The organism is Dawidia cretensis, assembly GCF_018598175.1.
Lineage (GTDB): Bacteria > Bacteroidota > Bacteroidia > Cytophagales > Cyclobacteriaceae > Ohtaekwangia > Ohtaekwangia cretensis.
Window position 1 is genome coordinate 66,329 of the sequence record NZ_JAHESE010000006.1, and the last position, 25,046, is coordinate 91,374.

A 25,046-nucleotide genomic window follows, 5' to 3' on the forward strand; every position below is an offset into this window, starting at 1 on the left:
ATTATAGGGGTATTATGAAGATATTGGTCGTTGAAGATGAGACGAAAGTCGCCGAAGTATTAAAGCGCGGCCTTGTGGAAGCAGGGTATGAAACCGATGTGGCCTACGATGGACAAATCGGTTTGCGCTTAGCCAAGAGCGGCGGCTACGATCTTATTGTGCTTGATGTCAATCTTCCTTTGCTCAATGGACTGGAGCTCTGCAAACATTTGCGTGAAAAAGATGAGCTCACGCCGGTGCTGATGTTAACGGCGCTCGGCATGAGTGACGACATCGTTGCCGGGCTGGAAGCCGGCGCGGACGACTATTTGCCCAAGCCTTTCCGCTTCAACGAGCTGTATGCACGCATCAAAGCGCTGACACGTCGCCGACGTGTGCAGGCACCACATGCTGCAGCCGATAGCGCCAGCCCCACAGAAGAGAAACTTGTGTTGGCCGACCTGGAAATCGATTTCGATGCACGCGAAGTTAAACGGGCGGGTAAGCTGCTGCAGCTTACAGCAAAAGAATATGCTTTGCTGGAATACCTGGCTCGCAACGCGGGGCGTGTGCGCTCGCGGTTGGAAATTGCCGAGGCGGTGTGGGGACTGAACTTCGAGACGGGTACTAATTTTATCGACGTATACATCAACTACCTGCGTAACAAGATCGATAAACCTTTTACGCCAAAGCTTATCCATACCATCACGGGCTTCGGCTATGTATTGAAATTACCAGAGTTGTGAAAATAAGACAACGCCTTGCCCTGCGTTTTATGATCGTTAGCGCGCTTGTCACCGGCGCTATCCTGATCTTTATTTACCTTTTTACCCGCGGTTTTGTACACGCTGACTTTGTAGACCGTCTGACGCAACAGTCGAGCCTCGAAGTATTGCACTATGCAACGCCGCAAGTGCGTGATGTGATGCCGGCAGGTTCATTTAATCTCGTGAACCCATCCGTATCCATTTATACCCGTGACGGAAAGAAATTATATGGTCGTGGTGAATATAGCATCCCTCCTACCTGGCTCACGTTCTTACAACAAAACGACGTCTTTAATGCCGAGCGCGGTGAGTATACCACCGCCGGCCGCAAGCACGAAGTAAACGACGTGTTGTACTTTGTGTTTGTCTCGGCTAAAGATTTACCGGGCGAGCGCGAGCTGACGTTCCTGCTTAAGGCCACTATTACCGGATGGATCATTAGTCTGATTCTCTCCTATTTGTCCGGTGTCTATTTTTCCGGAAAAGCGTTGCAACCGGTAACACGCGTTGTGGCAGAAGTAAATCAGGTGACCGAAGACAATCTGAGCCATCGCCTGGAACCCGACCGCAAAGACTCAGCCGTAGACGAGATCGACGAGCTGATTCTGACGTTCAACGCGCTGCTGGGGCGTATCGAGCGCGCCTTTATAAATCAACGACGGTTTGTACAAAATGCTTCGCACGAGCTGAAGACACCGCTTACCGCGATCATGGCAGAGGTGGAGCTGGCGCTTACCCGCGAGCGGCCACCCGAAGAGTATCAACGTACGCTGCACGTGGTGTTACAGGAAACCGAGCGCCTGGCCACCATTACGCAAGGGCTATTGACACTCGCACGCCTGGAAGAAGGGCCGATGAAGACGGAAATGAATAGCCTCGATGTATCGGAGCTTGTCGATCGTACATTGGCCGCCTTCAGCCTCCACCACCCCGAGCGCACCGTGATACGGGAAGGGAAGCTGGGACAGTCCCCACTACAAGGCAACTTTCACCTACTTCAAACGGCATTGCTCAACATACTGGACAACGCCTATAAATATTCATCCGACAAAATTTCGGTCATTCTCAGCAGCACGGACCGCGACGTGACCATTGTGATTCAAGATTATGGCATTGGGATTCCGCCCGACGATCTGCAGCGAATCCGTGTGCCCTTGTTTCGCGCGTCAAATGCCTGGTCTATTCCGGGCGCGGGTTTGGGCTTGTCACTGGTCGACCGCATTGTATCCGTACATCGCGGCAGCTTTCATATCACCAGTGAAGAAGGCAAGGGCACCCGCTGCACGATGCGGCTGCCCCTGGCCTCTTGATTTCCTTACTCCGCCGCCAATACCTGGGCCGGATTCGTGACGGCCGCGCGGATGGAGCGATAGCCTACCGTTAGCAGCGCAATGACCAGCGTGGCAACGACCGCCAGCAGAAACACCCACCACGGCATATCAATACTATAGGCAAAACCTTCCAGCCATTTATCCATAAAGTAGTATGCCAGCGGCGCGGCGAACGCGAAAGCTATCAGAATGAGCTTGATAAACTCGCGCGTAAAAAGCATGACGATGCTTGTTACCGAAGCACCCATGACCTTGCGAATGCCTACCTCTTTCAGCTTTTGGTTGGCCATGAATGATATCAGACCGTACAATCCCAGGCAGCCGATAAAGATCGAGATGCCGGCAAAGATCTTAAAGAGGGTAAAGGTGCGCTCATCCTGCCGGTATTGCGCGGCGACTTCCTGATCGAGGAAAGTATACTCAAAGTAGAAGTCAGGGTATACACTTTCCCAGGCGGTCTTAATGGCCGCGATGGTTGCCGAAAGGTTTTTGCTGTTCACCTTGATACCCGCGTCGTAATAGAACTTCGGAAAGATCATCATGATCACGGGCTCGATGGCTTCATGCAGCGACGCGGTGTGATAGTCGGCTACGACGCCGGCGATCTCTGCCTTGATGCCGTATATCCCTGTGATGATCGTGTTGCCGATCGCCGCCTGGGGATTAGGGAAACCCAGCCGATTGATTGCTGCTTCATTTAAGATATACACATACTGGCGTTGTTCCAGCGGCAAATCCATGTCGGTTTGTTTTTCATCGGTCTCGTTCAGCCAACGGCCTGCTAACAGTTTGATGTCGTAGGTATCCAGGTAGTGCCAGTCGACGGGCTTCACCGTGGTGGTATATCCTTCGCTCGATTTTTCACTTCGTTGAAAATTGGTTCTGAAGATATTTTCGGACGTAGGCGGTCCCAGCGAGAGCGATATATTCTGTACGTCGGATATGGCTTCCAGCCGGGTCCGCAACGATGCCAGCAAGGCCTTGTCCGTGTTGGGCAGTGGCACATTAATGATAGCCTCCTGACTAAAACCGAGTGGCTTGTCGCGGAAGTATGTCATCTGCCCGGCAATCACCAGCGTGCAGATAATTAAAATCTGAGCGATACCAAATTGAAACACTACCAGAACCTTTCGTACGCCGGCGCCTGACGTGCCCTGGGCGCTCACGTTACTCTTCAATACGGTAGCCGGATTAAAGCCGGACAGGATAATGGCTGGATAAAATCCTGAAAAGATCGTAGTAAAGAGGATTAATGCCAGCAGAAAAAACAGTAGCATTCCGTTAGATAGCAAGTCTACGTGCAAGCTCTTTTCCAAAAAACCGTTCAACCAGGGCAAGGTCCATTCGGTAATGCAAAGCGAGATCAATACGGCGATCATGGTAAGGAGAAATGTCTCGCCCAGGAAATAGAATGTTAATTGACGACGGCGCGCGCCGAGTGTCTTGCGTACGCCGATCTCCTTGGCCTTGCGAATGGCCAGTGCGGTGGCCAGGTTGATGAAGTTCACACAGGCAATCATCAGGATGAACAAGCCCAATATACCCATCACCCACAAGCTGGAAGCATCGATGGCTTTTGTGACGGATGCGTGATCGGTAAACTGCATATCGAAGTGTATTGTGCGCAACGGTTGCAACTCGAAGACCCGACTGCGGTTGCGCTCCTTCTCATCCTTTTTGTAGTATTTGTCGATAAAGCCTTCCAGCCCTTTTACTACTGTTTCGGGCTTCATGTTGTCCGGCAGGACAAAGTAGGTATAACCCGCGGCCGTCATATCCCAGGAGTCGAGGGGAAAGCCTCCGAAGATGTCGCTCTTCAGAGACGCCATGGAGATGATCATTGAAAACTGAATGTGCGACTCGGGGGCCGGGTCTTCGATAATACCGACTACTTCCAGGTCTTCTACACCGTTATACCGAATGGTACCGTGGCTTTCACCCTTCAGTAACTTGTCAGCCGTTGCTTTTGTCAGGAATACTTTGCCGGGCTCGCCCAGTTCAACCTTTGGATTCCCGGACAGTACTTTAAAATCAAACACTTCAAAGAACAGTGAGTCGGCGTAGACTACATCTTTTAGCATACGCTTGTCATCCCCTACGGCTACCAGGCTTTCGTCTTGGAGGTGAATCTGCGTGACCAGGGGTATTTGAGAGAAGTCATTGCGGAAAGCTTTGGCGATGGGGTACGGCGTTGCAGCGTTGAGCTCCTCGCCTGACGATGAACTGGTGCGTTGGGTGATACGATAGAGGTGATCGTAGTGTTTATGAAACCGGTCGAACCGTATCTCATACGAGATCAGCAAGAAAATAATGATGCAGGCCGTTAGGCCGATCGTCAATCCCAGCACGTTGATGAGCGTATAACTCCGGTTGCGGAGGAAGTTCCGAAAGGCGAGCAACAGATAATTCTTGATCATAAAAAGCAGAAAGTTAGTGATCCTGACTATCCAAATGCAGTGCCATACTTATAATTATCTATTTTTCAATGCATTACAATTAATACCATTCAATATTATGCAGTCAAGTGTATCGATTTCGATACACCCGTTTGTTTGTTTACGATACAATTCTCTACCTTTCTCCGCATAAAAAGACGCATATGACCACGGCTTCGATATTGATTGTCGACGATGAACAGGATATCCTGGACACCGCCCGGATGTTCTTAAAGCAGGAGCTCAGCACCGTGCACATCGAAGACGATCCCACGCAACTGCCGGCGCGGATGAAGGCGACGGACTATGACGTGATCCTGCTCGACATGAACTTCACGCGCGGCGTGAACGACGGCGAAGAAGGATTTTATTGGCTCGGCGAAATCTTACGTCTCGACCCACAGGCCGTTGTCATTCTCATCACAGCCTACGGCGAAGTAGACCTGGCCGTAAAGGCGATGAAGAACGGCGCGACGGACTTTGTGCTCAAGCCGTGGAAGAATCAAAAGCTACTGGGCACCATCCTCTCCGCCTTGCAACTGCGCAACTCAAAGAAAGAAGTCGTGCGGTTGAAAGCGACGCAGGAGAAGCTCAGCGGCGACCTCGATCAGCACTATCATGAGTTTGTCGGCACGTCACCCGCCATACAGCGTGTGCAAGAGCTCATCACACGTGTGGCGTCTACCGATGCCGATGTGTTGATTCTCGGCGAGAACGGTACGGGCAAGGAATTGGTGGCGCGGGCCATTCACCGGCAGTCGGCACGACGTGACCATGTGTTTATCAGCGTCGACCTCGGGGCCCTTAGCGAGACCCTTTTTGAAAGCGAGCTGTTCGGACACGTGAAGGGCGCCTTTACGGATGCACGCCACGACAAGGCGGGACGCTTTGAAATCGCTGCAGGCGGTACAATATTTCTCGATGAGATTGGCAACCTATCGCCCGCCTTGCAGGCCAAGTTGCTGACGGTACTGCAACACCGGCGTATACAGCGGGTCGGTTCGGCGAAAGAAGTTGCTGTAGACTTCCGGTTAATCTGTGCTACCAACATGCCGCTGCACGAGATGGTTTTCGACAAGAAGTTCCGACAGGATCTGCTTTATCGCATCAACACGGTAGAGATACGTGTACCGTCGCTGCGCGAGCGGGCCGATGATATTCCTTTATTGGCTGAGCACTTCCTGGCGCGCTATGCCCAGAAGTATAAACGCCCTGGCATGAAGCTCGACAAGGCGGTGTTAAGCCGCTTGAAGAAGTATGCCTGGCCCGGCAACATTCGCGAGTTGGAACACGCCGTGGAGCGGGCGATCATTTTGACAGAAGGAAAAGTTATTGTGTCCGAAGGATTACTCACGGGCGGCGGACCGCGCCAGCCGGTTACCGCTCCCCCACAGACACTGGATGAAATGGAGAAGTTGTTTATTCAACAAGCCCTGGCCAACCACCAGGGCAATGTGAGTACTACGGCCCGGACACTGGGCCTTACCCGTACAGCACTTTACCGCAGAATGAAACGCCATGGCATTTAATCAAAACTTTACCGTACAGGTGGTCGTGCGTACCGCGTTGCTGCTCGCGACCATGGTAGCCTTTGCCTGGTTGTTACAACATCCCGATCTAAGGGTTAACCAGCTTACGGTCGGGCTGCTGGTGGTGCTGCAAACCGGCGGGTTGATTTGGTATGTACAGAAGACCAACCGCGCGCTGGAGCGTTTCTTCCTGGGCATCCGCCACGGCGACTTTACCATGACTTTTCAACAGACCTCGGGCGGCCGCGGCTTCCAGAGCCTGGAAGCCAGCATGCAGCAAGTGCTGGAGGGGTACCAGCAGGTAAAAATCGAGAAGGAAGCGCAGTATCATTTTCTGCAGATGCTTGTCGGGCAATTGCCCATCGGCATCCTGACATTCGCCGGCGACGAATTGGTACTCATGAATCAAACGGCCGCCAGCTTGTTACACGCGGATGACACCCGTGATTGGAAGCGCTTGCAGGCACAGCACCCCCGCCTGGTCCAGGCACTCGAAAACCTGGGCGACCACGGGCGTACGTTATTAGCGCCCGAACAAGACAGCGGCACGGGGCACCTCACGGTGGCGGTGAGCACTACTGTCATCCTGGGCAAGCCGCACCGGCTGATCAGCTTGCAAGACATTCGCACAGAGATCGAGCAGCAGGAGATTGAAGCCTGGCACAAGCTGATCCGGATCCTTACACACGAGATCATGAACTCCGTTACGCCCATCGCGTCGCTCACCGAGACATTACAGGCCATGCTGACCGATGCCCAGGGCCATCCCAAACCCTACGCTGCCGTGACGGCCGACAACCTGGACGATATACGCTTCTCGCTTAATACCATTCACAAGCGAAGCGAGGGACTGCTGGGCTTTGTCGACAAGTATCGCACGTTGTCGCGTGTGCCGCGGCCGGCGATGGGTGCCATTCAACTCCGGTTGTTCCTGGAACAGCTGACTACGCTCCTCGCGCCTGACTTACAACGACAGGATATTACACTCACTACATCTGTAGAAGACGCGGCATTGACGATTACCGGGGATGCGGCGCTTATTGAACAGGTCATTATCAACCTGGTGACTAATAGTACATATGCGTTGCAGGCGACGCAGCAGAAACGCATTTCGATTTGTGCGTATGCGGGCGAGCGACATGTCATTATAGAAGTGACAGATAATGGTAAGGGTATACCGGCTAAAGAGATCAATGACATTTTTATTCCTTTCTTCTCGACACGAAAGGAAGGAATGGGGATTGGATTGAGTTTGTCCAAGCAGATTATGAGCCTGCATGGCGGAAGTATGCGGGTACAGTCGGCTGTTGGAGCGGGGGCTACGTTCTTATTATACTTCAAGAAACAATCTTAACGCGAGGCTGGCGCAAGAGTAAGCGCGCAGCGCGGCTCTTGTGCCTGAACCTGCCGCCTCGGCAGTCCAAGACTGCCGACAGTTTCAGGCACAAGTTCCGCACCTCTGCTAACGCTAGGTGCTAAAACTTGCGCCAGCAATCTCCTACATATTACCTCTGCTCCATTACTGCAACACGTTGTCGCGGTGCAGTACTTTGAGCGTGCTGTTTTTATAGTTCCTGCCTATGGGGATTTCCAGCCCTCCTACCCGTACCGAGTGTACGGTGAACGACGAGACGTGATCGCAGGCTACGATGAACGACCGGTGTATCCGCACGAATTTACTCTCGGGCAGCTTCTGTTCCAGGTAACTGATCTTCTGATACGTGATGATCTGCCGTTGCTCCGTTTTAATACGGACATAATCGCGCAAGCTCTCAATATAAAGTATATCTTTTAGAAATACCTTGATCATTTCGCGATCTTCTTTTACATAGATATACGCACCGTCAAAAGATTGCACGCTAGGCAATACCTCCTCAATTTGGGTGATCGGTTGGCGAAGCTGATATATTTTGCTGATGCTGCGTAAAAAGCGGTCGAAGGAGATCGGCTTTAGCAGGTAGTCTACCACGTCGAGGTCGTATGCTTCAAAGGCGTATTCGCGGTAGGCGGTGGTGAGGATGACGCGGGGGCGCTGCTTGAGCGACCTGAGCAATTCGATGCCGGTAATCTGGGGCATCTGTATGTCCAGGAAGATGAGGTCGACGGGCCGGTTCTGGATCACCGTGAAGGCGTCGATGGAGTTCTCGGCGCTTTTTACCAGGGTCAGGCCGTTTACGCCGGCAATGTACCGCTCCAGCAACTGCCGGGCCAGGGGTTCGTCATCCACGATAAGACATTTCATACGCTTCGGGGCTAGGGTTCATTTCTGTGTGGGCATTTTCTTCGATGGCCAATCGCAATACGACTAAGTAGGAGTCTTCTTCGTCCAGTACATCGAGGTGGTAACGGCCGGGGTACATCAGGTCGAGTCTTTTTTTCAGGTTGTCCAGGCCAAAGCCCGAATGAAGGTTCGAGCGATAGGGTCGCTCGCTTTCCGGGGGCTTGCTGTTCTCCACTTTGATAATCAGCACGCCCTCGCGGAAACCAATATCAATGCGAATCCACGCACCTGCCAGTTGGTGGCTGACGCCGTGCTTGAATCCATTTTCGACAAAGGGTAGCAGCACGAGCGGTGCGACCTGTAAGTGGCCCACGTCATCATATACATTAAAGGCTACTTCCAGGCGGGCGTCATAGCGGATCTGTTCGAGCGCAATATAGTTGCGGATATAGTGGATCTCGCGCTCCAGCGGCACTTCGGCGTGATTGCCTTCGTAGAGCATGTAGCTCATGAGGTTGGACAGCTTATAGACGATCTCCGGCGTCTTCTCGGATTGCTGGAGTGCCAGCACATATAAGTTATTCAGTGTATTAAAAAGAAAGTGTGGATTGATCTGTGACTTGAGCAGCTTAAGCTCGGCCTCAAGCATTTCTTTTTGTAATTGCTGCTTGACGTCCTCAAGCGCTCTGGTGGCCTGCTCGTGTCGATACCATTGTCGCACCAGGTGAAAAGATGCGAGGATTCCCACCACCGAATAAATGGAGAAGATGGTGATCAGGATCTTGGGTGTAAAAAAGACGCCCACACCGAGCGCTTCGGGATAATACATGGGGTAAATGACATAGTACCCCACCACGCGGGAGATGATGCCGAACACCGTCATCGACAACAGCAGCAAAAAGAGGAAGCCGGCATACCGGCGCTGAATGAAGAAGCGATCGATCAGCACGTAAAGGGTATAATATGCTGCGACGAGCTTGACGGGCAGATCAATCAGGGAGCAGACCAGGCGCCTGCTGTAGTCGCCATCGACCCGGCCCCACACAATGCCCTCGTAAAAGACGTAGGCCATCCAGAAGATCACGTGCAGCCAAATGCGGTAGCGATCTTGCCGGAGGTCAAAAAAGGACATTTTTCTATCCATGGCAGGCTGGGTCTCTCAGCATATACTGTGAATGTCTGAAATAGGTTATAGAACTGCATTCTTTTTAGACGAACGACACAACAGGCCGTACAAACGACTTTCATCGGCCGTTGCGGGCTTTGGTGCGGTACAGGCGGTATGTAACGCCGTCTCTGTAACCTTAGTCTAATAGGCCGGTACTGTAAGAAACCCGTTGCCTTTCTTCGCAGTACAATCGCTCATAAACAAACTGTGTATGGCATCGACTCATTACTTTCATGATTCCAGCAAATGGCTCGCGGGGCTAATGCTGATGGTATCTATCCTCGCAAGCTGTGCACCGCAACATACGAGTGTTGCCCGGAAGGAAGAGCAGTATGTTTCTTTTCGCATGGTCAACCGCATACCGGTGGTGAACGGCCGCATCAATGGCAAGTCTGCCTGGTTTATTATCGATACAGGCGCTTCTGTGTCGGTGTTGAACGCAGCCGAAGCCCGGTACTTTGGTTTTCATGTAGCCAATACGGTATATCACGAAGCGCGCTCGATCAATGGCCTGGGAGGACGCAGCAACATCTACGACGTGTCGGGATGTGACCTCGAAATCGGGCAACTGCCGCTGAAGTATATCGCCTGGCAAGGTCAGGATATGCACGCACTGTTCCGGGCGATACACGATAACGAAGAGATTCGCATTGCCGGCATCATCGGTTCAGATGTATTGTCGAAGTATCGCATCAGCATTCACTACAACAAGCTCGCCTTGTCTTACCGGCCGCCACGCCACGTTGTCCCTGTGCCCATGACAACCGATACCCTTTCGATCGCGCCGGCGCTGACATCACTCATCACACCCCACCTGCCATGAGCGCGACACGTGATACTGGCTCGAAACACATGACGGACACGCTGGAGCAAAAGCTGCTGAAAAAGAAGGCTCAGCTTCGCCTGGCACAGGCACGGCTCAAGGCGGCCCGGCAGAAGCTCAAGAAGTTGAAGGCGATTGTGTTTTACCAACGGCAGCGTATCCTGGAACTATACCGCGAAAAAACCACTACCGACGAGAAATAGGGGTTGCAGCCCGGAGAGCAGGTTGGATATTTGAACATAATTTCCCGTTCTTTACGCCAACCTGAAACTATGGCACAACCATCTTCCTCACAAGGACAGCTCGTCCGCTCGCTTGGGCTCTTTTCTGCCTTCATCCTGACCGTAAGCTCTGTTATCGGCTCGGGCGTATATAAAAAGGTAGCACCCATGGCCGCCGAGCTACACTCGGCGGACCTTGTTCTGATGGCCTGGATCCTGGCAGGTCTCATTACACTGTGTGGTGCCCTTAGCAACGCAGAGGTTGCCGGTCTGCTGGCCGACTCCGGCGGTGAGTTTGTATACTTCCGTAAGTTATACAATCGCTTCTTTGCGTTCCTTTTTGGGTGGACCACCTTTACCGTGATTCGCTCAGCGGCGGTGGCGTCCATTGCCTATGTCTTTTCGCAATCGTTTAATGCCCTGGTACCGCTGCCCGTACTGCCGGCCGAGTGGGCCACGATTTCAATTGGTGGCGTCTTTACCCCCTTCGATAACTTTGGTGTGAAAGTGCTGACCGTCGCGCTGATCATGGCGCTGTCGTACAATAACTATATCGGATTGAAGTTTGGCGAAGGTCTGAGCAAAGCCGTACTGATCATTGTAGTGTTCAGTATCGTCATGATCGTCATTCTCGGACTTACCATGGGTGGTGGCAGCCTGGAGACCTTCCAGACGCCTTCTATCAACTTTCAACCGCGGTCGTGGCTGAGCGCATCCTTTATTCAAAGTATGTTCGCGGCGTTACTCGGTGCCTTCTGGGCATACGAAGGATGGAGCGCTACGGGCTACATCGGCGGGGAAATCAAGAATCCCAACCGTAACCTGCCGCTGGCACTCGTCTCCGGGGTAATGTTTGTGATGGTGGTATACCTGTGCATCAACTTTACCTACCTGTACATCCTGCCGGTGGATCAGATCATCGCTTCCAAAACTTCACAGAACACGATTGCCGCCGTCGCGGTAGTGCGTCACTTCCTCGGTGAGCAAGGTGCATTCTTTATTGCTATCCTTATTTTGCTGACAACGTTTGGTTGTACCAACACCACGCTGTTGGGTCCGCCACGGTTGTATTACGCGATGGCCAAAGATGGCATGTTCTTTAAGGCCGCGTCGTATATTCACCCAAAGTATAATACACCGTCCAAGGCTATTTGGATCCAGGCCGTATGGTCATCCATCCTGGTGTTTTCCGGCAGCTTCGACCAGCTGACCGATATGCTCATCTTCGCAGCCTTTATCTTTTATGGTGCCACCACGCTGGGTGTATTTGTGCTGCGCCGCAAGATGCCGGATGTACCACGCCCTTACAAAGCATGGGGATATCCCGTTGTACCGGCCATCTTTATACTTTTCTGTATCGCGTTAATTGTTGTCACACTTATCGGTAAGCCACGCGAGGCGCTGATCGGGTTGGCCCTGATGTGCAGCGGGTTGCCCTTCTATTGGTATTGGAGTCGTCAGGAAAGGAAACAGGCCTAAAAAACAGAAAGGTGCCTTTCGACACCCTTTCTATTAACCTAGAGACCTAAACCAACTACGACATATAAGACAGAATATTTTAATACGTGTTTGATATGTCAAAGGTACTACGTCATGCAGGGGAAGGGTAAGAGGAGAAGTACCCATGCTAAAGGGGAAAATCACCCTTGAAGCCAAGCGGCTACATTCGCCATCTTTGTAACACGCAAAGAGAATCCCTCTCTCGAAAGCACAGGCCAAGGATTTTGCAAACCCCACAGTTGCAAATCTTTGGCCTCGTTTTTTATAGGGATGACCAGGAGGAAAGATGTGCCGGCACAGCAGCTTTGCTGGCAAGAGCCCGGCGTACAGTACTACTCCACCTTATAAACCTTGTTCTTAATAGCGTAAATGACGAGCCCTACGCGGCTTTTGATCTGGAGTTTTTCAAAAAGCGCCTCGCGATAGCCATCGATGGTCTTGGGGCTAAGGAACATGTCGGCAGCAATCTCCTTGTAGGTCTTCTCGGAGCAAACGAGTTTCAGGAACTCAATTTCGCGGTCCTTCAGGACTGTTTCCTCTTCGGCACGGTGCAGAGAGCTGAGGACGGTGTTGGTGATCTTATCTGAATAATAGAAACCTTTTTCCAGTACGTCGCGGAAGGCGTCTTGCAGCACGGCAGGGTTGATGTCCTTGAGCAGGTAGCCATGGGCGCCGGCCCGCAGCATCCGGATCACAGTGGTCTCCTCGTCGTCCATGGACAGTGCCAGACCCTTGATTTGCGGCTTGTGGCGGGTAAGCCACTGCATGGTTTCGATGCCGTTCATGACGGGCATGTTAATATCCAGGAGGCAAATATCGGGTACGTTCTCGGGAGAGCTCAGTTTTTCGATCAGCTCTTCGCCGTTCTTGACATGATAGAGTACATGGTACTTGTCAAATGTATTGATAAGAGTCTTTAAAGCTTGGGCGAAAAGTGCGTGGTCGTCGACAATTACAATAGAGTATTGGTCAGGCATGCGCCGTTTTTTTAAAAGTGTACCCTAAAGATAGGTGAACGCCGCGATTTGGGGAAGTTTCAAGCTCATAAGTAGCGCCAATGAGGGACGCGCGGCGCTGCATATTGTCCAGGCTGGAGGTGCCGGGCACCCCCCGGGTGCCATTGTGATAAGCGTCTATATGCAGGCTATCAGCCTCGTAGCTAAGGGTTACCTGCAATTTGCTGGCGCCGGATTGCTTGACAACGTACAGAAAAAACTCTTGCAGTATGCGGAATAAAATGATCTCCTCCTCGTGCTCAATCGAGATTTCCTCTCCGATAGTGGTCAGATTGGCGTCCAGGAATTTCAGCCGGTTAAAGCGCTGAAGCTCAATATTAATGGATTTGATCAGGCCGGCCGCCCCGAGTGCCTCGGGACTAAGGGTTTTCGACAACAGGCGTATTTCTCCCAAACTGGCGCCAATCAGGTTGTTAACCTCCTCGACATATTGCTTGTCTTCCTCCGACAGCCGCGACTGCAGCATGCTGAGCTGTAACTTGGCAATGGACAGCAATTGGCCAACATGGTCGTACAGCTCCCAGGACACATTTTTCAGGCCCTGCTCGCGAATCTCCATTTTTGATTTTGCCAGCTCGTCCGCCAGGCGCTTCTCCGCTTCGATGCGGGCCAGGATAAACTGGTTCTTTTTGCTTTGAAAAATGACAAAAAAGATAATGATGATGACCACCAGCGTGATCAACGTAAGAGTAGCTGCTAAAATTACTTCGCGTTCCATCATCGTTTCTCTTCTTTAATCTCTCCTCACTCCCGCTCTAAAAAAATGTGCCGTGCCCTATATCGTTCAGGCACCGACAGCATTAGTCCGTATACGTGTTGGCTAACGCGAACCCCGTGACAAAGCAACTATACATCACCAGGTTCAGTGTAAAGAATATAATTGACAACATGTCCGAGCTCAGCAATAGGGGCATAAAATTCACACCCACCATAAACGGAATGATCCCTGTATAAAACAGGAACAACCCGATGCTGATCCAGAACATGAGGTAGCGTTTAAAATACAATACCTTCTCGGTATTCAATATTTCGGCAAAGAATAACCCGATCGTTACCATCAGCAGAATGGCTCCCAGGGTAAAGGTATAGGAATGAAACGGTGCCGTGAGCGTGAGCCGCTGCATCCACAAAAAATTAATCGTTACGGCTATGGGAAACGCCACCAGAAAGCCAGCCACGATCTTTTTGTACCGCCGGGTTTTCAACGTATAATAATACACGAAGAAGAAGTACACATATTGTACCGACGTCAGCAGGTTATATACAAAATTGTTTTGCACGACTATGCCCGAATAAAAATGCTTCACAGCGGCCATCGCAAATTCGACGGCGGCTACAATCCACAGCAGGTACACAAAGTGCCGCAAATGTGACGTCGCATACTTGCGATAGTACAACAGCGCCACCAGGGCCGCCAGCAGCTCCAGGTATTTAATCAGTCCGAAAAGGCTCATGATCGCCTGTTACTCCGAACAGTTTGGCTTACACATCTCACCCATGTTTCCAACCGAGCCCGGCGCCACCGACATCAGCAGACCTGCCTTGAGAAACATAGCCTCTTTGCTTTCACCCTTGGTGATCAGGTCGTGCACCGGTATAGGTTTACCGGCATCGTCCAGGTACAGCGGGTCAAAGGCAATGTGCTTATCCTGTTTTTTGTCGTAGTACGTGGGGAGGTATATAAAAGTCTGGTAGCCGCGCTGATCGCCGGACTCGCTATCCTCCGGATACGCTACATAGTATAAGCGCAGGCCCGAGACCTCGACACCGATCTTGTTACTTTCGTCTTCGAGATAGGCAATGTATTCCTTGTAGTAGTCTAGTGAGTGCCAGCCGTAGCGGGCATCTTCGTTGCCATCGCGGAATTTGGTGACGGCGTCAAACCGGGGCTGATAGGCCTGGTACATCTCGCGCGCACGTTTTAAACTAATAAGCCCGGAGGGCTTTGGCGGGTGACCGTGGTCTTTCTGACAACCGATAGACAACATGCAGATCACGAGCACAAACGGGAGGGTCCCCGTAAAACGTCCAGTTTTCATGGTATAGCCGTTAATGAGTTAGCTGTTTAACGTCTAAACTATACAGAAAACCAGCACCAGAAAACTAAGGGTACCCGAAAGGGTATTTTTCCCCCTTCTCCCCCCATTCGCGGCAGGAAAATGGCGCTAATTCGTACAAAATCAAGGGGTTTGCAGATCGCCGACGCGTGCCCAGGCTACTCCTGAATGATATCCAGCTTGCCCTGGTAGTAGCCTTCGAGCTTAGTATATATGCGACCGTCCAGTTCCAGATCGTACGAAATGGTGTACACATCATTATTCTTTCGTATGCGCATGACTCCTCCCTTAACCAAAGCTTCACGCTCATCCATATTCTCCGCGTTGGCCCAGGTGCCTTGCGCGATCTGTCCCCAGCCGCCTTCGGCATTGTTCGGCTGAAGAATGTAATTATTGGGTTCCAGCGCTTCACTGCGGGTGTTCAGCCAAAAGTCGACTGTTTCGCCCTCGCCTGTTACCACGTTATTGACATAAGTATAACCATCGTCCCAAAACTTAATCTGATGCCTGTAAAATGTACTCCCGGAAGCATTTTGCATTTGAATGACGGGACCTATTCGTGCTGCGAGCGTTACCGGATGTTGCTGGGCACCCGTCGTAAAATAGTTTTCCTGGGAATCGTCATCATCACTACTACACGCCGTAATGACCAGAATGGCAAATAGGGACAGCGATAACGCCGTTAGGATTTTACTTTTCATATACATACATATAAAGTTTACACCAGAACGTTTCTGGAAACTCAACGCTCGTATATTGCCCGATCGTATAAAAGTGCACGAATAAATTTAGTTGTATAAATCGGCTATCGCCTAGCCAAATTTAGTGCGACTGTCGTATGCCAGACCGAGTCCGACAGAAGAGAGTTTATTCTCATCCGCCAGCGCGGCATTGGGAAAAAGACGACGAAACTCTTCTTGTACCCGGGGCACTTCTGTCGAGCCCCCCGTCAGAATGACCAACTCAATGGCGGCAGCGCTCACCCCCGCGTCATGTATACACTGTGTAGCGGCCTGCGCAATCTTTTCAATCTCCGCACGGATGGATTCCTCAAAAAGTTGACGAGGCACATCGATGAAAAAGCCACGTTCTATAAATTCAAATGGCGCCTGGTGCGTTGCCGCCGACGTTAACGCGATCTTGGTTTCTTCCGCAGACGCAAGCAGGGCATGCCCCGTCTCCTGCTCCAGCACCGTGAGCAAGCGGCCGAAGCGTTTTTTGTCGTGCGACTGGTATAACAACTGGCGTGTTTGCGCCACCGTCTTGATGGTATAGAGAACGTTTACTTTGCTCCACTCGGCCAGGTCGTGATAAGGTTTAAGCGGCACCTCCAAATGTTTCTCCCCGTAGGTACTGCGGTAGCCCAGCTCGGGCAGAATGGCCGACAAGCTCAGATCTTTGTCAAAATCGTTTCCGCCGATGCGCACTCCGGTGTTGGCCAGGATGTCGCTGGTGCGGTCAGCCTTTTTTACGTAGGCGTTTGAAAGACGAATAACGGTGAAGTCGGACGTACCACCGCCCAGGTCGGCCACGAGGGCCAGCTTCTCGCCTGACAAGTTTACTTCGTGCGCAAACGCAGCGGCAATCGGTTCGAACTGAAAGTCTACGTACCGAAAACCTACGGCCTCTGCCATCGCCTTTAGCTCGGCTTGTGCGCGGCTGTCGGCATCGGGATCGTTGTCGACAAAGTGCACGGGCCGGCCCATCACCACGTGTTGCAGGTCGAAGCCGCTGGTGGCGTCTGCCTTGTCTTTCAGATTCTTGAGAAAGGGCGTGATGATCTTTTCAAACTTCATCACTTTGCCATTGACCAAGGTCCCTTGTTTCATGAGCGAGGTGCCCAGCACACGTTTTAAGCTGCGCATGAAGCGGCCCGGGCGACGGGCAAAAAACATCGACACGGCCTCGCGGCCGTACGTGGGCGTGTTGTCTTTGGCACCAAAGAACAAGGCACTGGGAATGGTCACATGCGTTCCTTCCACGGGTGCCAACCGTATGCCCTCCTGGGTAGCCAGCGCAACGCTGGAGTTGGACGTTCCAAAATCGATTCCGCAGGAGGCATTCATGAGACAGGCCGTTTTTTTAGCCTGCAATTATCTGCCAATTTTTCTTCCCCTCCTACTCCTTCTTTTCGCCGGGTAATATTTCCCGGCACAAAACATTTTTCCACGTCGTGTTTCGTGGACCTGGTCGTGATGCTCTAACGTATAGGTCCAAATGATCCGGTCGGTGTGATTCGCCACTGCCCCTGCCAGGCTGCCGTTGACAATGTGCGCAGGCCCATATATGGTTTCATCATTCTTGTCGTTAGGGTTATATACAGAAGACCAGGGGGTATGTAGCCATTATCCGCTCCCAGGGCCAAAGTATAGCATGGCAACCGATAAAAATATGAACTACCTCCCGTGGCGTCGTGACTTTCATCAGCCCGGGCACGTACTTTTAAGCATAATATTATTAGCTTTAGCGGCCTGGCGTCTATGCGCGTTTTGCCGTGCCGCTACAGTATAAAACAGTTATTCTATTAAAACGTTTTTGTATGAACTTCCCCAAGCAGATGAGATGTTGGAACAATTAGACTAAGAGGATGGAAACGAACGAACTACTGCAGTCGGGATTGTTAGAGCTCTATGCACTCGGGCAGCTGGAAGGCGCTGCCCTCGACGTGGTGCAACTCGCCATTGCTCAGTATCCTGAAGTTGCCCGCGAGCTCGAACAAATTGAAGAGACATTATTTCTCTTAGCTAAGACACAAGCCATCGCGCCTCCGCTTACCGCCAAGCCGCTGCTGATGGCCAAGATTGATTTTCGCGAGCGGGTGCGCGGTGGCGAGGTCCTGGAACCCGTTCCCCTATTGAGTCCAAACGCTAAAATCGAAGACTTTGAGAAATGGCTGGTGCGCAAAGACCTGGATGCCCCCGAAGGGTTTGGCGCCATGTTTCTAAAGATCATTGGCCACGACCGCGAAAAGACCACCGGCCTGCTGTGGCTGCGCTACGGCGCGCCCGACGAAATACACACCGACGAGTTCGAGCATTTCCTCATTCTCGAAGGCACGTGCGACATCACGGTGGGTACTGAAGTACACAGCTTCCGGCCCGGCGACTATTTCGCCATTCCGCTCCACATCAATCACAATGTGCGCGTAACATCCCCAACACCTTGCAAGGCAGTTTTGCAGCGCACACTCGTTCAGCCTAAACGTTAATTATACCGGCGATTTGGCCAACTCCTTCTTCAACAGTCCATCTAACTTTTCATAGCCGTCGTTCACGCCCGTCTCCATGCCCGATTTGATCATGCCGTCACGGTCTTCGACAGATTGAAAAATGGAGTGTGTTGTTACACGGGTGCGGTCGTGGGGAAGGATTTCGAAGTCGACCGTGTCCAGGCATACGTGGCCGGTCTCGGGCATGCTCTCGAATTCAAATGTCTGGATGATGCGCACGGGGTCCGACACTTCGTGAAAGGTGCCACGGAAAGCATACTCCTCTCCTTTCGGGCCAATGTGAATATAGCGATAGGCGCCGCCACTGCGTGCATCAAATTTCTCAATCCGCATATCATAGTCACGCGGCGACAGCCATTGCGTTAACCAGGCGGCATCGATGTGTGCTTTAAAGACCAGTTCACGCGGAGCCTCAAACTCGCGTATCATCGTAAGATCAAACTTATCCGGTTCCGCGACGAGGGTGATTGATTTTGTTGTCATACGTGTTGTCGTTTAAGTAAGCCCTAAACTTTCAGGACACCAAAACTTCGTGCCTGCGCCGGAAAGGATAATTACACCTCTGCGACGCGGCTGGAAGGCTTGTGGTAAATGGGGAACTTACACGAATTGGCAATAAAACAAAGGCGGTTGGCTTCGTGGTGCAAGGCTGTTGCCTTGTTGATCATGCTGCTGTCCGCTACGGTTACAACCGGGTATAACGTCATTTCGCTAAAGTGGCCGCCACCGTCCTCGGTCTCTGTCATGACGCCGGTGGCCTGATCATGGTACGCCGTCACGACTACACCGGCTTCGGCGCAGAGGTGCAGGTACCACAGCATGTGACAAGAAGAGACCGATGCCAGGAAAAGCTCCTCGGGGTTATAGCGGGTACGATCGCCACGGAAGCTTGGATCGGACGACCCGGGTATAACCGGTTTCCCGGTTGCCGTCACCGTATGGTTCCGCTCATATGCACGATAATGGGAGGTTCCACTCCCGGTATTACCCGTCCAGGTAATTTCGACGTTGTAGTGATGTTCGTGCATGGCAATCGTAAGTGACTAGATGCTGACTTTCACGAATTTCCTTCAAAATAGTTGTCGATTTGCGCAAAAACCGAAATGCTCTACCTTTGACATCAACTCCAAAAAATTTCGTGCATATGAAAACGACATTGTATCTTTTCCTGATGCTGTTTGCCACAGCTACCTGGGCGCAGCGCGCGCCGGCCGATATACTCCAAACTTCAAAGGGCCCGCTCACCATCCAACCCCTGCACCATGCTACACTCGCCCTTACCTGGCAGGGCAAAACAATCTATGCCGATCCCGATGGCGGCGCCGAGGCCTTCCAGGGTATAGCACCGCCCGACCTGATCCTGATCACCGATATTCACGGCGATCACTTTAATCCTGCCACACTCGAAGCCATTCCTGCTTCGAAAGCAATCATCGTCGCACCCCAGGCCGTCGCCGATAAAATGCCGGAAGGATTAAAAGCAAAGGTTGTTGTTCTGAATAACGGACAGACCACAAACCAGCTTGGCATTTCCATCAAAGCCATTCCGATGTATAACCTGCCGGAAGCTGCCGACGCCAAACATACCAAAGGGCGCGGCAACGGTTATGTCCTTACCTTTGGCAACAAGACCGTCTATCTTTCGGGCGATACGGCCGGCATTCCCGAAATGCGCAGCCTGAAAAATATCGATGTAGCCTTCGTCTGCATGAACCTGCCCTATACGATGGATGTACCGGAAGCGGCAGCGGCAGTGTTGGACTTCAAACCTAAGATTGTATACCCCTATCACTATCGCGGTGCCAATGGACTGAGCGATACCGATCAATTCAAGAAGCTTGTGCAGGCTTCGGACAAATCGATTGACGTGCGGACAAGAAATTGGTATCCGAATTGACGGAACGTTAAGTAAGTAGTCGCCCGTATGGGCGACTACTTTGTTTTTATGCCCACGTGAAGGATCACGGACGACTTACTTCTCTTACCGTTGCTGTATGGTTCTTAACATCAATATCGATCGTCACCTGGTCGTCGTCCAGGAAGATGTACTGAAAGTCGATGATACTTTTGTCGGAGTCGCGATAGATACCAACCTCTTCCATACTCTCGGGATTAACAATACGGGCGATCGTCTCTTCTTCTGAACCTGGCAGATACTGCTGAACGAATACGTGGTACCGGTTGGGGAACATGGCACTTCGGAGAAAGCTACCGTTCAACGTCACGGTTTCATGAGACTTTAAATAAGCAGCACCAAATCCCACGCCGCCGATCAATTTCTTCCTGGGCTTGCCCTGTACCGTAAACGCCACCGAGGCGTTCACATCCTTATACTTCGCACGCGCGAAATCAAAATCAGAACAGCACGTATTATATTCAATATCGTAGGTTTCTCCCGCCACCAGGTCCACTAAAATCATTTCAGTTTTATAGTGGGGTTTGATAAAGTATATAGTATCCAGCCCGGAGTGCGCGGGCACTATAAAGCTAACATCCTGAGTGCTATCTGCCTGTACCTCCCGACCATTAATCTTCCAGACATACTCAAAATACTCCTTCTCAAGAAGCTGCTTATCCACAACTACTTTCACCGTGCAATGTTGTTGGGAGAGTTCCGCTGAAGCATTGGCAGGCGCCGAGGCCATGGAGTGCGTTTTTGTACAGCCACCGACGATAATTCCAGCTGACAAGGCCACGTGTATGAATTCATGCATAACCAGTATAAATAGACATCATAATGCCAACAGCCGTAAAAAGTAACGAATGTACTACATTTTTATAACGTAACATCCGACGCAAGTCTTAAGCTGTCCCGGCCGAGACTTGCGTTTAGTCCCGATCCTATCGGGATGCCCGGTATGGCGGGGGGCCTCCGCCCCCCAACGACAACGTCGTAATCTACCCAACCATAAAGTTAAACATCCAGTTTATACCAAACCGGTCGGTAATAGTACCGAAGTAAGCACCAAAGAACATGTCTTGCAGCGGCATCGTAACATTTCCGCCTACCGCAAGCGCATCGAAGATCCGCTTCGTCTCCTCGCGGCTGTCGGGTTCCACGCAAATGTGCATGTTGGTGCCTTGTGTTAACGCAAAGCCCATCTCTTTGGGCGAATCGGTGGCCATCAGCAGGTGGCCACCGGTAATGGGTAACTCGACATGCAATACCATTTTCTTTACGTTCTCGGCTACAGGCGGGTGACCCGTCTCGGCCGGTATTTCACCAAATCGTTTTATACCCTGCCCCGAAAATTCTGTCTTGAACACAGACTTGTAAAATGTAAAGGCCTCTTCGGCCGTGCCGGGGAAGTTGAGATAGCTCGATACACGTGGCCGCTTGCCATACGACCGCAGCTGCTGGCGGATCTTGAACTGTGCCTTGAGGTATTGGTCCAGGTTGCCCAGGGCCATGGTGAACCCTTCCTCGAAGCCCATCTCCAAGATCTTCTTAATCGCTGATTCCTCTGCTCCGGTAATGACCACCATCACCTTTGTGCCGGTAGCCGTCGGGTGAAATTCAGTATGCCAGTATGTCTCGGGAATCACGTCATTCTTCGCACCGTTCTCGTCGCAAAAAAAGCTGGTGGATTCAAAGCTCCTCTGAAATTCGATCTTACTAAAGATTGCGCCGGACCAGTGACGCTCATTATTAGGACCTATCATCGCGTATAGCCATCGGCCGCCTTCGCTGAAGTTTAGGCTTTTCGTTTCGGCACGCCAGGGCTTGGGCGCCCACCACTGATCGAGCAATTCTTGCTCGGTCCACGTGAGCCACACCAACGCTACTTCGGCATCGAAGTGCCGGGTGATGGTCATTTTTTTGTTTGCCAGGTCTTTGACGAATTGTGGTTCAGGGTTACTTGCCATGCGGTTTTGATTTTAGCTGTTTTAAAACTTTATCCAATTGATTGAATCGTGCTTCCCATAGTTCCCGGAACTGGTCCAACCACGCGTCTACTTCCTTCAGCTTTGTTGGATTAAACGAGTAGTATATCTCGCGACCGGACTGTTCCTGTTGCACCAGCTCGCATTCAGTCAGGATCCGAATGTGTTTGGAAACCGCTTGCCGGCTGGTATCAAAGTGCTCTGCCAATGCGTTCGGCGTCATCGCCTGTATCGCAATGAGTGTCAAAATGGCCCGCCGGGTAGGATCGGCAATGGCCTGAAATACGTCCCTTCTCTCAATCATACGCTTAATTAGAAACTATCTGGTTGCAATATATGCGCAACTACGTGGTTTCACAAATATTATTTTAAAACGCATGCAACCTTTCCCCCCTTCATCGGTATCTTCAGACAGTACCCCCATATTCTCCACAGTTAAACCCTCCTGCGTATGTTGAAGAATTTCCTCCTCATTGCCTTGCGGTCAATGTCACGGCAGAAAATGTACACCACCATTAATATTGGTGGCTTTGCGCTGGGGCTTGCCACGTGCATGCTCATCTTCTTGCTCATCCGGCATGAGCTAAGCCACGACCAGGCCTACCAGGAAGGGAACCGCATCTATCGACTCTATAATGATTTTACTAAACCCGATGCCGGCAAATGGACGTCCATGCCCGCCTCGGTGGCTTCTATTGTAAAAGCCGACTATCCCGAGGTAGAGCTTTCCGCACGGCTTATTCCCTTTAACTGGTTTAAAGCCGGCAGCAACTTGTTTCGCCGCGAAGAGCAGGCGGAGAATACGTTTGAAGAAGGCTTTGCTTACGCCGATCAGGACCTGCTTCAAATTCTGGAAATACCGATGATCTATGGCAACGCGCTGCATGCGCTGGACCGCCCCAACACCATGGTGATCTCGAAAAGCAAAGCCGACAAATACTTCCCAGGCGAAGACCCCGTTGGCCGCACGGTCGTCTTAAATGACGAGCGCAAAGTGCCCTATACCATTGGCGGGGTGATGCCCGATTTTCCGGTCACATTACACTTGCATTTCGACTTCCTGATCACACTACAAGAGGTTGAATTCTGGCCCGGCGAGCAAACGAGCTGGTGCTGCTGGAATTACGATGTATACCTTCGCCTGCGCCCCGATGCCAACCCGCATGTCCTGGAACAAAAGCTGCTCAGCATGCGCGATAAGCACTTGCTGGGCTATATGAAGGAAGTGGGCGATCAATCTATCGACGACGTGCGCAAGTATCATCACTTCGGCCTGCTGCCCGTACGCGATATATACCTGACCGCCGAAATCAACGACTCCCTTCAGCACGGTGATATGCGGTACGTTTGGCTATTCGGAGCCGTGGCATGTTTTATCCTGGCGCTGGCGTGTATCAACTTTATCAATCTCTCCACGGCCCGGTCGGCCAATCGTGCAAAGGAAGTGGGCTTGCGCAAGGTCGTCGGTTCATTGCGTTTCCACCTGGTCCGGCAGTTCCTGATGGAGTCATTGCTCTATAGCCTCTTCTCCTTTGTCATTGCCTTGCTGCTGGTATGGATGGCATTGCCATTCTTTAGCGCCCTGACCGGTCGCACGCTCGCCATGCCGTGGACAGTCTGGTGGTTGGCGCCAATGGTGTTGCTTGCTGCGGTGCTGATCGGTGTGATCGCCGGTATATATCCCTCGTTCTACTTATCGGCCTTTAAGCCGATCGATGTATTGAAAGGCAGCGTGAGCCGCGGCAGCCGCAGCGCCGGACTGCGCAACGGCCTGGTGGTCTTCCAATTCACCACCTCGATGATCTTGATCATCGGCACATTTATCATCTACCGGCAGACGAACTATATGCTGCACACCAAAATCGGATTCAGCAAAGATCAGGTCATCATGATCCAGGGCACCAATACGTTGACCACGGAGGGACTCAAAACACTGAAAGACGAAGTATTAACCCTATCCGGGGTACAGCGCGCCACGACCGGCAATTATCTGCCCGTGGCCGGATCGCACCGCGACCAGAATTCGTTCTGGAAAGAAGGTCGCTCCAAGATCGACAAAGGTGTTTCCGCACAGCGTTGGTTTGTAGACCCCGACTATTTGGCCACCATGGATATGAAACTGTTACAGGGGCGGAACTTCGATGCACAGATCGCCTCCGATTCACAGGCAGTCATCATTAATCAGGCGATGGCCCGCGAGCTGGGCTTACAAAAACCGCTTGGCGAGCACATTCAGAACTGGGAGACATTTACCGTGATCGGCGTGGTCGAAGACTTCCACTTCGAATCCATGAAAAGTAAGATCAATCCCCTGTGTATGACGTTGGGCAGTGGCGGTTCGGTCATGGCTGTCAAGACGCAAACGGCCGACATGCAGGGTACACTCAAAGCAATTCAGAATAAATGGGACGTGGCCATGCCCAACCAACCTTTCCGGTATACCTTCCTCGACGAAAGCTATGCCAAACTCTACGAAGATGTGCAGCGTATGGGGAGTGTGTTTGCAAGCTTCGCCGTACTGGCCGTCATCGTTGCCTGCCTGGGGTTATTTGCACTTTCATCCTTTATCGTCGAGCAACGCAGTAAGGAAATCAGTATACGTTTGGTATTGGGTGCCTCTGTCAATACGATCCTGCGCCTGCTGACGCAGAGCTTTGTACGCCTGGTATTGATCTCGTTTGTGTTGGCTGCTCCGCTGGCCTGGTATCTCATGCAGCGATGGCTGGACGACTACTCTTACCGCATCGAGCTCACGTGGGATGTATTTGCGCTGGCGGGCATAGCAGCGATCGCGATTGCCCTGCTAACGATTAGTTACCAATCGATCAAAGCCGCGCTGGCAAATCCGGCTACGCGGTTACGATCAGAGTAAAAGAAGAAGGGGT

At 51.7% G+C, this 25,046-nt stretch carries 24 protein-coding genes; 10 read left to right on the forward strand and 14 right to left on the reverse strand.

Going from position 1 to position 25,046, the window contains the following annotated elements:
- Positions 1–14: 14 nt before the first annotated feature.
- Entirely contained in the window at positions 15–725 is a 711-nt protein-coding gene (locus KK062_RS08880) for a response regulator transcription factor (protein WP_254083926.1), read from the forward strand.
- The gene (locus KK062_RS08885; RefSeq protein ID WP_254083927.1) at positions 722–2,056 is read left to right on the forward strand and encodes a sensor histidine kinase; all 1,335 of its coding nucleotides are present in this window, start codon (positions 722–724) and stop codon (positions 2,054–2,056) included. Before KK062_RS08880 ends, KK062_RS08885 begins: the two co-directional genes overlap by 4 nt.
- A gap of 5 nt (positions 2,057–2,061) precedes the next feature.
- Here KK062_RS08885 and KK062_RS08890 read toward each other — a convergent pair whose 3' ends face one another.
- Positions 2,062–4,494: an ABC transporter permease gene (locus KK062_RS08890; protein WP_254083928.1), complete on the reverse strand. Its 2,433-nt coding sequence runs from the start codon at positions 4,492–4,494 to the stop codon at positions 2,062–2,064.
- A gap of 182 nt (positions 4,495–4,676) precedes the next feature.
- Between KK062_RS08890 and KK062_RS08895 the strand changes: the two genes are divergently transcribed.
- Positions 4,677–6,041, forward strand: a complete 1,365-nt coding sequence (locus tag KK062_RS08895) for a sigma-54-dependent transcriptional regulator (RefSeq protein ID WP_254083929.1) — start codon at positions 4,677–4,679, stop codon at positions 6,039–6,041.
- The gene (locus KK062_RS08900) at positions 6,031–7,395 is read left to right on the forward strand and encodes a sensor histidine kinase (protein WP_254083930.1); all 1,365 of its coding nucleotides are present in this window, start codon (positions 6,031–6,033) and stop codon (positions 7,393–7,395) included. Before KK062_RS08895 ends, KK062_RS08900 begins: the two co-directional genes overlap by 11 nt.
- 165 nt (positions 7,396–7,560) lie before the next feature.
- On the opposite strand, the gene KK062_RS08905 is transcribed toward KK062_RS08900, so the two are convergent.
- The gene (locus KK062_RS08905) at positions 7,561–8,283 is read right to left on the reverse strand and encodes a LytR/AlgR family response regulator transcription factor (protein WP_254083931.1); all 723 of its coding nucleotides are present in this window, start codon (positions 8,281–8,283) and stop codon (positions 7,561–7,563) included.
- The gene (locus KK062_RS08910; protein WP_254083932.1) at positions 8,261–9,406 is read right to left on the reverse strand and encodes a sensor histidine kinase; all 1,146 of its coding nucleotides are present in this window, start codon (positions 9,404–9,406) and stop codon (positions 8,261–8,263) included. Before KK062_RS08910 ends, KK062_RS08905 begins: the two co-directional genes overlap by 23 nt.
- A 235-nt stretch (positions 9,407–9,641) precedes the next feature.
- On the opposite strand from KK062_RS08910, the gene KK062_RS08915 reads away from it, so the two are divergent.
- From KK062_RS08915 to KK062_RS08925, 3 genes are all read left to right on the forward strand, one after another.
- The gene (locus tag KK062_RS08915; RefSeq protein WP_254083933.1) at positions 9,642–10,253 is read left to right on the forward strand and encodes a retropepsin-like aspartic protease family protein; all 612 of its coding nucleotides are present in this window, start codon (positions 9,642–9,644) and stop codon (positions 10,251–10,253) included.
- A complete protein-coding gene (locus KK062_RS08920) occupies positions 10,250–10,456 on the forward strand; it encodes a hypothetical protein (RefSeq protein ID WP_254083934.1) in 207 nt (68 codons plus the stop codon). The genes KK062_RS08915 and KK062_RS08920 overlap by 4 nt, the downstream gene beginning before the upstream one ends.
- 69 nt (positions 10,457–10,525) lie before the next feature.
- A complete protein-coding gene (locus KK062_RS08925; protein ID WP_254083935.1) occupies positions 10,526–11,953 on the forward strand; it encodes an APC family permease in 1,428 nt (475 codons plus the stop codon).
- Positions 11,954–12,306: 353 nt separating this feature from the next.
- On the opposite strand, the gene KK062_RS08930 is transcribed toward KK062_RS08925, so the two are convergent.
- The 6 genes from KK062_RS08930 to KK062_RS08955 all read right to left on the reverse strand — a co-directional run bounded on the left by KK062_RS08930 (position 12,307) and on the right by KK062_RS08955 (position 17,113).
- A complete protein-coding gene (locus KK062_RS08930) occupies positions 12,307–12,951 on the reverse strand; it encodes a response regulator transcription factor (RefSeq protein ID WP_254083936.1) in 645 nt (214 codons plus the stop codon).
- A complete protein-coding gene (locus KK062_RS08935) occupies positions 12,944–13,711 on the reverse strand; it encodes a sensor histidine kinase (RefSeq protein WP_254083937.1) in 768 nt (255 codons plus the stop codon). The genes KK062_RS08930 and KK062_RS08935 overlap by 8 nt, the downstream gene beginning before the upstream one ends.
- A 79-nt stretch (positions 13,712–13,790) precedes the next feature.
- On the reverse strand, positions 13,791–14,444 hold the full coding sequence (locus KK062_RS08940) for a hypothetical protein (protein WP_254083938.1): 654 nt from the start codon (positions 14,442–14,444) through the stop codon (positions 13,791–13,793).
- A 9-nt stretch (positions 14,445–14,453) separates the two neighbouring features.
- A complete protein-coding gene (locus tag KK062_RS08945) occupies positions 14,454–15,029 on the reverse strand; it encodes a hypothetical protein (RefSeq protein ID WP_254083939.1) in 576 nt (191 codons plus the stop codon).
- A gap of 176 nt (positions 15,030–15,205) precedes the next feature.
- Positions 15,206–15,748, reverse strand: a complete 543-nt coding sequence (locus KK062_RS08950) for a hypothetical protein (protein WP_254083940.1) — start codon at positions 15,746–15,748, stop codon at positions 15,206–15,208.
- Positions 15,749–15,859: 111 nt separating this feature from the next.
- Complete coding sequence (locus KK062_RS08955; protein ID WP_254083941.1) at positions 15,860–17,113, reverse strand: Hsp70 family protein; 1,254 nt, start codon at positions 17,111–17,113, stop codon at positions 15,860–15,862.
- 521 nt (positions 17,114–17,634) lie between these two features.
- Here KK062_RS08955 and KK062_RS08960 point away from each other — a divergent pair.
- Positions 17,635–18,255, forward strand: coding sequence for a cupin domain-containing protein (locus KK062_RS08960; RefSeq protein ID WP_254083942.1), 621 nt, complete (start codon positions 17,635–17,637; stop codon positions 18,253–18,255).
- Here KK062_RS08960 and KK062_RS08965 read toward each other — a convergent pair whose 3' ends face one another.
- Together KK062_RS08965 and KK062_RS08970 are read right to left on the reverse strand one after the other, a co-directional pair.
- Positions 18,256–18,759, reverse strand: coding sequence for an SRPBCC family protein (locus KK062_RS08965; RefSeq protein ID WP_254083943.1), 504 nt, complete (start codon positions 18,757–18,759; stop codon positions 18,256–18,258).
- 71 nt (positions 18,760–18,830) lie between these two features.
- Positions 18,831–19,304 carry an OsmC family protein gene (locus tag KK062_RS08970; RefSeq protein ID WP_254083944.1) on the reverse strand — a complete coding sequence of 158 codons (474 nt, stop codon included), beginning with the start codon at positions 19,302–19,304 and terminating at the stop codon, positions 18,831–18,833.
- A 116-nt stretch (positions 19,305–19,420) separates the two neighbouring features.
- Between KK062_RS08970 and KK062_RS08975 the strand changes: the two genes are divergently transcribed.
- On the forward strand, positions 19,421–20,173 hold the full coding sequence (locus KK062_RS08975; RefSeq protein WP_254083945.1) for an MBL fold metallo-hydrolase: 753 nt from the start codon (positions 19,421–19,423) through the stop codon (positions 20,171–20,173).
- Positions 20,174–20,237: 64 nt separating this feature from the next.
- On the opposite strand, the gene KK062_RS08980 is transcribed toward KK062_RS08975, so the two are convergent.
- The 3 genes from KK062_RS08980 to KK062_RS08990 all read right to left on the reverse strand — a co-directional run bounded on the left by KK062_RS08980 (position 20,238) and on the right by KK062_RS08990 (position 22,465).
- The gene (locus KK062_RS08980) at positions 20,238–20,990 is read right to left on the reverse strand and encodes a hypothetical protein (protein ID WP_254083946.1); all 753 of its coding nucleotides are present in this window, start codon (positions 20,988–20,990) and stop codon (positions 20,238–20,240) included.
- 184 nt (positions 20,991–21,174) lie between these two features.
- Positions 21,175–22,143: an SRPBCC domain-containing protein gene (locus KK062_RS08985; RefSeq protein ID WP_254083947.1), complete on the reverse strand. Its 969-nt coding sequence runs from the start codon at positions 22,141–22,143 to the stop codon at positions 21,175–21,177.
- A complete protein-coding gene (locus tag KK062_RS08990) occupies positions 22,133–22,465 on the reverse strand; it encodes an ArsR/SmtB family transcription factor (protein ID WP_254083948.1) in 333 nt (110 codons plus the stop codon). Before KK062_RS08990 ends, KK062_RS08985 begins: the two co-directional genes overlap by 11 nt.
- A gap of 147 nt (positions 22,466–22,612) precedes the next feature.
- On the opposite strand from KK062_RS08990, the gene KK062_RS08995 reads away from it, so the two are divergent.
- Positions 22,613–25,033: an ABC transporter permease gene (locus KK062_RS08995; protein ID WP_254083949.1), complete on the forward strand. Its 2,421-nt coding sequence runs from the start codon at positions 22,613–22,615 to the stop codon at positions 25,031–25,033.
- Positions 25,034–25,046: the final 13 nt, after the last annotated feature.

Bases quoted from the DNA above. Each gene is read 5' to 3' on its own strand.
- KK062_RS08890 (WP_254083928.1), bottom strand. From the start codon at position 4,494: ATGATCAAGAATTATCTGTTGCTCGCCTTTCGGAACTTCCTCCGCAAC.
- KK062_RS08930 (WP_254083936.1), bottom strand. From the start codon at position 12,951: ATGCCTGACCAATACTCTATTGTAATTGTCGACGACCACGCACTTTTC.
- KK062_RS08915 (WP_254083933.1), top strand. From the start codon at position 9,642: ATGGCATCGACTCATTACTTTCATGATTCCAGCAAATGGCTCGCGGGG.
- KK062_RS08955 (WP_254083941.1), bottom strand. From the start codon at position 17,113: ATGAATGCCTCCTGCGGAATCGATTTTGGAACGTCCAACTCCAGCGTT.
- KK062_RS08900 (WP_254083930.1), top strand. From the start codon at position 6,031: ATGGCATTTAATCAAAACTTTACCGTACAGGTGGTCGTGCGTACCGCG.
- KK062_RS08960 (WP_254083942.1), top strand. From the start codon at position 17,635: ATGGAAACGAACGAACTACTGCAGTCGGGATTGTTAGAGCTCTATGCA.
- KK062_RS08990 (WP_254083948.1), bottom strand. From the start codon at position 22,465: ATGATTGAGAGAAGGGACGTATTTCAGGCCATTGCCGATCCTACCCGG.
- KK062_RS08935 (WP_254083937.1), bottom strand. From the start codon at position 13,711: ATGATGGAACGCGAAGTAATTTTAGCAGCTACTCTTACGTTGATCACG.
- KK062_RS08970 (WP_254083944.1), bottom strand. From the start codon at position 19,304: ATGCACGAACATCACTACAACGTCGAAATTACCTGGACGGGTAATACC.
- KK062_RS08975 (WP_254083945.1), top strand. From the start codon at position 19,421: ATGAAAACGACATTGTATCTTTTCCTGATGCTGTTTGCCACAGCTACC.
- KK062_RS08995 (WP_254083949.1), top strand. From the start codon at position 22,613: ATGTTGAAGAATTTCCTCCTCATTGCCTTGCGGTCAATGTCACGGCAG.
- KK062_RS08905 (WP_254083931.1), bottom strand. From the start codon at position 8,283: ATGAAATGTCTTATCGTGGATGACGAACCCCTGGCCCGGCAGTTGCTG.
- KK062_RS08950 (WP_254083940.1), bottom strand. From the start codon at position 15,748: ATGAAAAGTAAAATCCTAACGGCGTTATCGCTGTCCCTATTTGCCATT.
- KK062_RS08945 (WP_254083939.1), bottom strand. From the start codon at position 15,029: ATGAAAACTGGACGTTTTACGGGGACCCTCCCGTTTGTGCTCGTGATC.
- KK062_RS08965 (WP_254083943.1), bottom strand. From the start codon at position 18,759: ATGACAACAAAATCAATCACCCTCGTCGCGGAACCGGATAAGTTTGAT.
- KK062_RS08880 (WP_254083926.1), top strand. From the start codon at position 15: ATGAAGATATTGGTCGTTGAAGATGAGACGAAAGTCGCCGAAGTATTA.
- KK062_RS08985 (WP_254083947.1), bottom strand. From the start codon at position 22,143: ATGGCAAGTAACCCTGAACCACAATTCGTCAAAGACCTGGCAAACAAA.
- KK062_RS08980 (WP_254083946.1), bottom strand. From the start codon at position 20,990: ATGCATGAATTCATACACGTGGCCTTGTCAGCTGGAATTATCGTCGGT.
- KK062_RS08920 (WP_254083934.1), top strand. From the start codon at position 10,250: ATGAGCGCGACACGTGATACTGGCTCGAAACACATGACGGACACGCTG.
- KK062_RS08925 (WP_254083935.1), top strand. From the start codon at position 10,526: ATGGCACAACCATCTTCCTCACAAGGACAGCTCGTCCGCTCGCTTGGG.
- KK062_RS08940 (WP_254083938.1), bottom strand. From the start codon at position 14,444: ATGAGCCTTTTCGGACTGATTAAATACCTGGAGCTGCTGGCGGCCCTG.
- KK062_RS08895 (WP_254083929.1), top strand. From the start codon at position 4,677: ATGACCACGGCTTCGATATTGATTGTCGACGATGAACAGGATATCCTG.
- KK062_RS08910 (WP_254083932.1), bottom strand. From the start codon at position 9,406: ATGGATAGAAAAATGTCCTTTTTTGACCTCCGGCAAGATCGCTACCGC.